Raw genomic sequence first — 4,228 nt, forward strand, 5'->3', positions numbered from 1 at the left:
GCCAGTACGACGTCATCGCCTCCCTGCAGGGCGGCGGGACCACCGGCCAGGCCGGCGCGCTTCGGCTCGCGATCGCCCGGGCGCTCATCGGCCTCGACCCGGACGACCGTCCGGCGCTGAAGAAGGCCGGCTTCCTCACCCGCGACCCGCGGTCTACGGAACGCAAGAAGTACGGTCTGAAAAAGGCCCGCAAGGCGCCGCAGTACAGCAAGCGCTGATCGGTCACGGTCTGGCCGCGAGCGTGCATCGTTGTACGCGTATTTCGGCGTGTCTCTGCACAAACACGCACACTCACGGCCAGAAAAGGGTATGCCCGTTGCACGGCTGTCAAATGTGAGAGGTTTGTCCGCATGGGTCGACTGTTCGGCACCGACGGCGTCCGTGGGATCGCGAATCGCGAGCTGACCGCTGAACTGGCGCTGGCCCTGGGCGCTGCGGCGGCCCGGCGACTCGCCAGCACAGGCACGGGCCGCCCGCCGGTCGCCGTGGTGGGCCGCGACCCGCGGGCCAGCGGCGAAATGCTGGAAGCCGCGGTGATCGCCGGGCTGACCAGCGAAGGTGTCACCGCATTGCGGGCCGGGGTGTTGCCAACGCCCGCGGTGGCCTATCTGACCAGCGCCTACGACGCCGACTTCGGGGTGATGATCTCCGCATCACACAACCCGATGCCCGATAACGGCATCAAAATCTTCGGTCCCGGCGGTCACAAACTCGACGACGCCACCGAAGACGAGATCGAAGAACTGGTCGCCGCCGGCCCGGGACTGCGCGCGGTCGGCGCGGGCATCGGGCGCGTCGTCGACGCTGATGATGCGCTGGAGCGCTACCTGCGCCAGCTCGGCAAGGCCAGCACCAACCACCTCGACGGCCTGACCGTGGTTGTCGACTGCGCGCACGGCGCCGCGTCGGTGGCGGCGCCGCGCGCCTACCGGGCAGCCGGTGCCCGGGTCATCGCGATCAACGCCGAACCCACCGGGCTGAACATCAACGACCGCTGCGGGTCGACGCACCTGGAGTCGCTGCGCTCGGCGGTGCTGACGCATGGCGCCGACCTGGGCTTGGCTCACGACGGTGACGCGGATCGCTGCCTGGCGGTCGACGCCAAGGGCGAGGTGGTCGACGGCGACCACATCATGGTGGTGCTGGCATTAGCAATGCAGGAGGCCGGCGAACTGGCCGCGAACACCCTGGTGACCACGGTGATGAGCAACCTCGGGCTGCACTTGGCCATGCGCTCGGCCGGCGTCACGGTCCGAACCACGGGCGTCGGCGACCGCTATGTGCTCGAGGAGCTGCGGGCCGGCGACTACAGCCTCGGCGGTGAGCAATCCGGCCACATCGTCATGCCCGCGCTGGCCACCACAGGCGACGGCATCCTCACCGGCCTGCGGTTGATGTCACGGATGGCGCAGACCGGCTCGTCGCTGGCGGACCTGGCGTCGGCGATGCAAACCTTGCCGCAGGTATTGATCAACGTCGAGGTCACCGACAAGGCGGCCGCGGTGGCGGCGCCGGAGGTGCGGGCCGCGGTGCGCGAGGCCGAGGCTGAACTCGGTGACACCGGCCGAATCCTGTTGCGTCCCTCGGGAACTGAGCAACTGATCCGTGTCATGGTGGAAGCGGCCGATCAAGAGGTCGCTCGTCGGCTTGCCCTGCGCGTCGCCGAATCTGTGACCGCCTAACCGGGAACCGCTCACGTCGCTGGCGCGTCGTAGTGGGTATGGACCAACATTGCCGTACCTGGATCGACGTCGCCGCGATGCGGTCGGTCGCCAACCGGTTTCACGGCGCGGCAGAGGTTATCGACGACGCCGTCCGTAACCACCTGGCGCACTTGGCATTTAGTGGTGCCAGCGCGGGCCGCGCACATGCCGCACGCGGCGATGCAGTGCGCAGCGCGCTGAATCGATTGCCGGCGCAGCTGACTCAGTGGTCTCGGGCCACCGTCGAGATCGCCGCGGCACTGCGCGCGACCGCCGACCGCTACGCCGAGGCCGAACTGCGCGCGGCGGCGGGAATCGGCTGACCGGTGAGCCGGTTTGACGTCTCGGCTCGGCTTGTTGAGGGCCGGCCCGCGGTCCAGCATACCCAGACCTATGTGTCGGCCTGTCATGCCCTGGGCTATCAGCATCCCGACCTAACGGCGCATGGTTCGCAGGTACTTGACTGGTACGAAAGCGAAGACGGTCTCGACCTGGTCGCACTCGATGACGACTGCGCACATCTCTGGGCCGCGGTCCATGTGATCGAGGAGGCGCTGGCCGTGCAGCGCGCGCAGCTTCCTCACCTGGCCGCGGCGTGGAATGGAGCAGGAGCCGACGCCGCGATGGAATCACTGCAGCGGCATTGCAATTCAGGAAACGAAGTGGCTGCCGCGGTCCGGGCGGCGGCAGAGGGATGCGCGGACCTGCGCGACAACCTGTGGCAGATGGTCGACGCCAAAGTCGCGGCGGCCGTGGATATCGACGACCGCCGGCTGAGCGAGCGGGTGGCTTGGTTGTCGGCCGCCCAGACAGTGACGGCCGGAGCCCAGGAGGAGCTGGCCCGTGAACTGGTGGAGCAGCAGGTAAAACCATACGTGGACAACGATATTCGCACCGACTGGCTCACAGCGATGCGCTCGACCCGGGCGTCGGTGGACGCGTCTTACGACACCATCACCGCCGCGTTGACGGCCGCGCCGGCGGTGTGTTTTCAGACCCCCGTGGCTCTTACCGACAGACCGCTATTGGACGAGCCGACCGTGTCGATGGCGAGCGCGCCGGTTGAGCCCCCGGCTGCAATTGCGCCGCCGGCACCCACCAACACCATGCCTGCCGCTGCAGTTCCACCAGCGGCGCCCCCCAACGCCATGCCGGCGGCTGCGGCGACGCCATCGCCGCCTGTACCGCCGCCACTGCCGGCAGATCTGTTCGACGATCTGCCGCCCGTGCCGCCGATGTCGGCGCTGGACACCCCGTTCGCTGATCCCGCCGGCCTGTCGAGCGGCGCGGCCGGCGATCTCAGTGGCCTTGGAAGTGGGGGAGGACTGGGCGGAGTTGGCGGTGGGGGTGGGCTCGGCGGCCTCGTCGGCCTGGCTGGCCAGATCGTCGACGCGATCGGCGGCCTGGTCGGTTCTCTGACTGACGGGCTTGCCGGTCCGTCGGCACCCGACGATCTACTGACCACCGACGATCCGCTGGGCGACGAACTGGACGCCGACGACCCGGTTGCCGAGGCGGCCGACACCGCCGACGACACCGACGACACCGACGAAGCCGCTGAGGCGCCCGACCCCGACGCCGACCAGCACGAGACCGGCGATGGCACCGACACCGGTCAGGGCGGCGACGAGAGCGCTCCAGAATCGGCCGGCATAACTCCGCCACCACCGCCGGACGCCGCAGACCCGCCGACTGGGCAGGACGGCACGGCTTCACCGGTCGAGGAGCCGGCGGCCCCGTCGGCGCCCGCCGAGCCGGTGCCGCCGAATCCGCAAGCGGAAGGCTCGACCCCCTGTGAAATCGCTGCCGACGCTTTGCCGCAAGCGGGGCAATGAGGCGTCAGCCCGGCAACAGCTCCCACAATTCCTCGACAAAGCGCACGGATTCGCCGCGGTCAGCGGTGAGCGGGGCCACCAACAGCGTCGTCACCCCGGCCTCAGCGAAGGCCGCCACTCGTTCGGCAACGAATCCGCGGGGCCCGACCAGTGAAATACCGCGTACAAGTTCGTCCGGCACAGCGGCGACGGCTTCGTCCTTGCGTCCGGACAGGTACAGCTCCTGGATCCGGTTCGCCACCTCGCCGAACCCGTAGCGGGTCGCCAGGTTGTGATAGAAGTTCCGGTTTTTGGCGCCCATGCCACCGATATAGAGAGCAAGCTGCGGTTTGCCCCACGCCAGCCGCTCGTCGACGTCGTCGCCGATGGCCAGCGACACACCGACCATAACGTCCAGTGGACCTAATTCCGGATCCCGTTTGGCGTAGCCGGCTTTCAGCGCAGAGCCCCACACCGACTCCGCCTTATCCGGATAGAAAAAAATCGGCTGCCAGCCGTCGGCGATTTCCGCGGTCAGTTCGACGTTCTTGGGCCCGAGCGCGGCGATCGATATTGGAATCCGTTCGCGGACAGGGTGATTGATGAGATGCAGCGGCTTGCCCAGGCCTGTTCCGCGATCTGGCGGCAGCGGTACCTGGTAGTGCTTGCCGGCGTAGTCGATTCGATCGCGCCGCCAGACCCGTCGGCAAA

The 4,228-nt window shown here is 68.4% G+C and carries 5 protein-coding genes; 4 read left to right on the top strand and 1 reads right to left on the bottom strand.

The window, feature by feature from the left end:
• The 4 genes from rpsI to VFA16_RS20260 form a co-directional block, all read left to right on the top strand.
• Positions 1 to 218 (top strand): 30S ribosomal protein S9 (gene rpsI, locus VFA16_RS20245; protein WP_324969541.1); only part of this gene is annotated, 218 nt, incomplete at its 5' end.
• Between the two features lie 132 nt (positions 219 to 350).
• A complete protein-coding gene (gene glmM, locus VFA16_RS20250) occupies positions 351 to 1,682 on the top strand; it encodes a phosphoglucosamine mutase (protein ID WP_324969542.1) in 1,332 nt (443 codons plus the stop codon).
• Between the two features lie 38 nt (positions 1,683 to 1,720).
• On the top strand, positions 1,721 to 2,026 hold the full coding sequence (locus VFA16_RS20255; RefSeq protein ID WP_324969544.1) for a type VII secretion target: 306 nt from the start codon (positions 1,721 to 1,723) through the stop codon (positions 2,024 to 2,026).
• Positions 2,027 to 2,029: 3 nt separating this feature from the next.
• Positions 2,030 to 3,538, top strand: coding sequence for a hypothetical protein (locus VFA16_RS20260; RefSeq protein WP_324969545.1), 1,509 nt, complete (start codon positions 2,030 to 2,032; stop codon positions 3,536 to 3,538).
• 4 nt (positions 3,539 to 3,542) lie between these two features.
• Here VFA16_RS20260 and VFA16_RS20265 read toward each other — a convergent pair.
• Positions 3,543 to 4,228: LLM class flavin-dependent oxidoreductase (locus VFA16_RS20265; protein ID WP_324969546.1), on the bottom strand; the 686-nt coding region annotated here is incomplete at its 5' end.

The sequence above is a fragment of the Mycobacterium sp. genome, from assembly GCF_035653355.1.
In the GTDB taxonomy this organism is placed as follows: domain Bacteria; phylum Actinomycetota; class Actinomycetes; order Mycobacteriales; family Mycobacteriaceae; genus Mycobacterium.

Excerpts from the sequence above, each read along its gene's own strand:
- VFA16_RS20255 (WP_324969544.1), top strand. The coding sequence starts at position 1,721 with ATGGACCAACATTGCCGTACCTGGATCGACGTCGCCGCGATGCGGTCG.
- glmM (WP_324969542.1), top strand. The coding sequence starts at position 351 with ATGGGTCGACTGTTCGGCACCGACGGCGTCCGTGGGATCGCGAATCGC.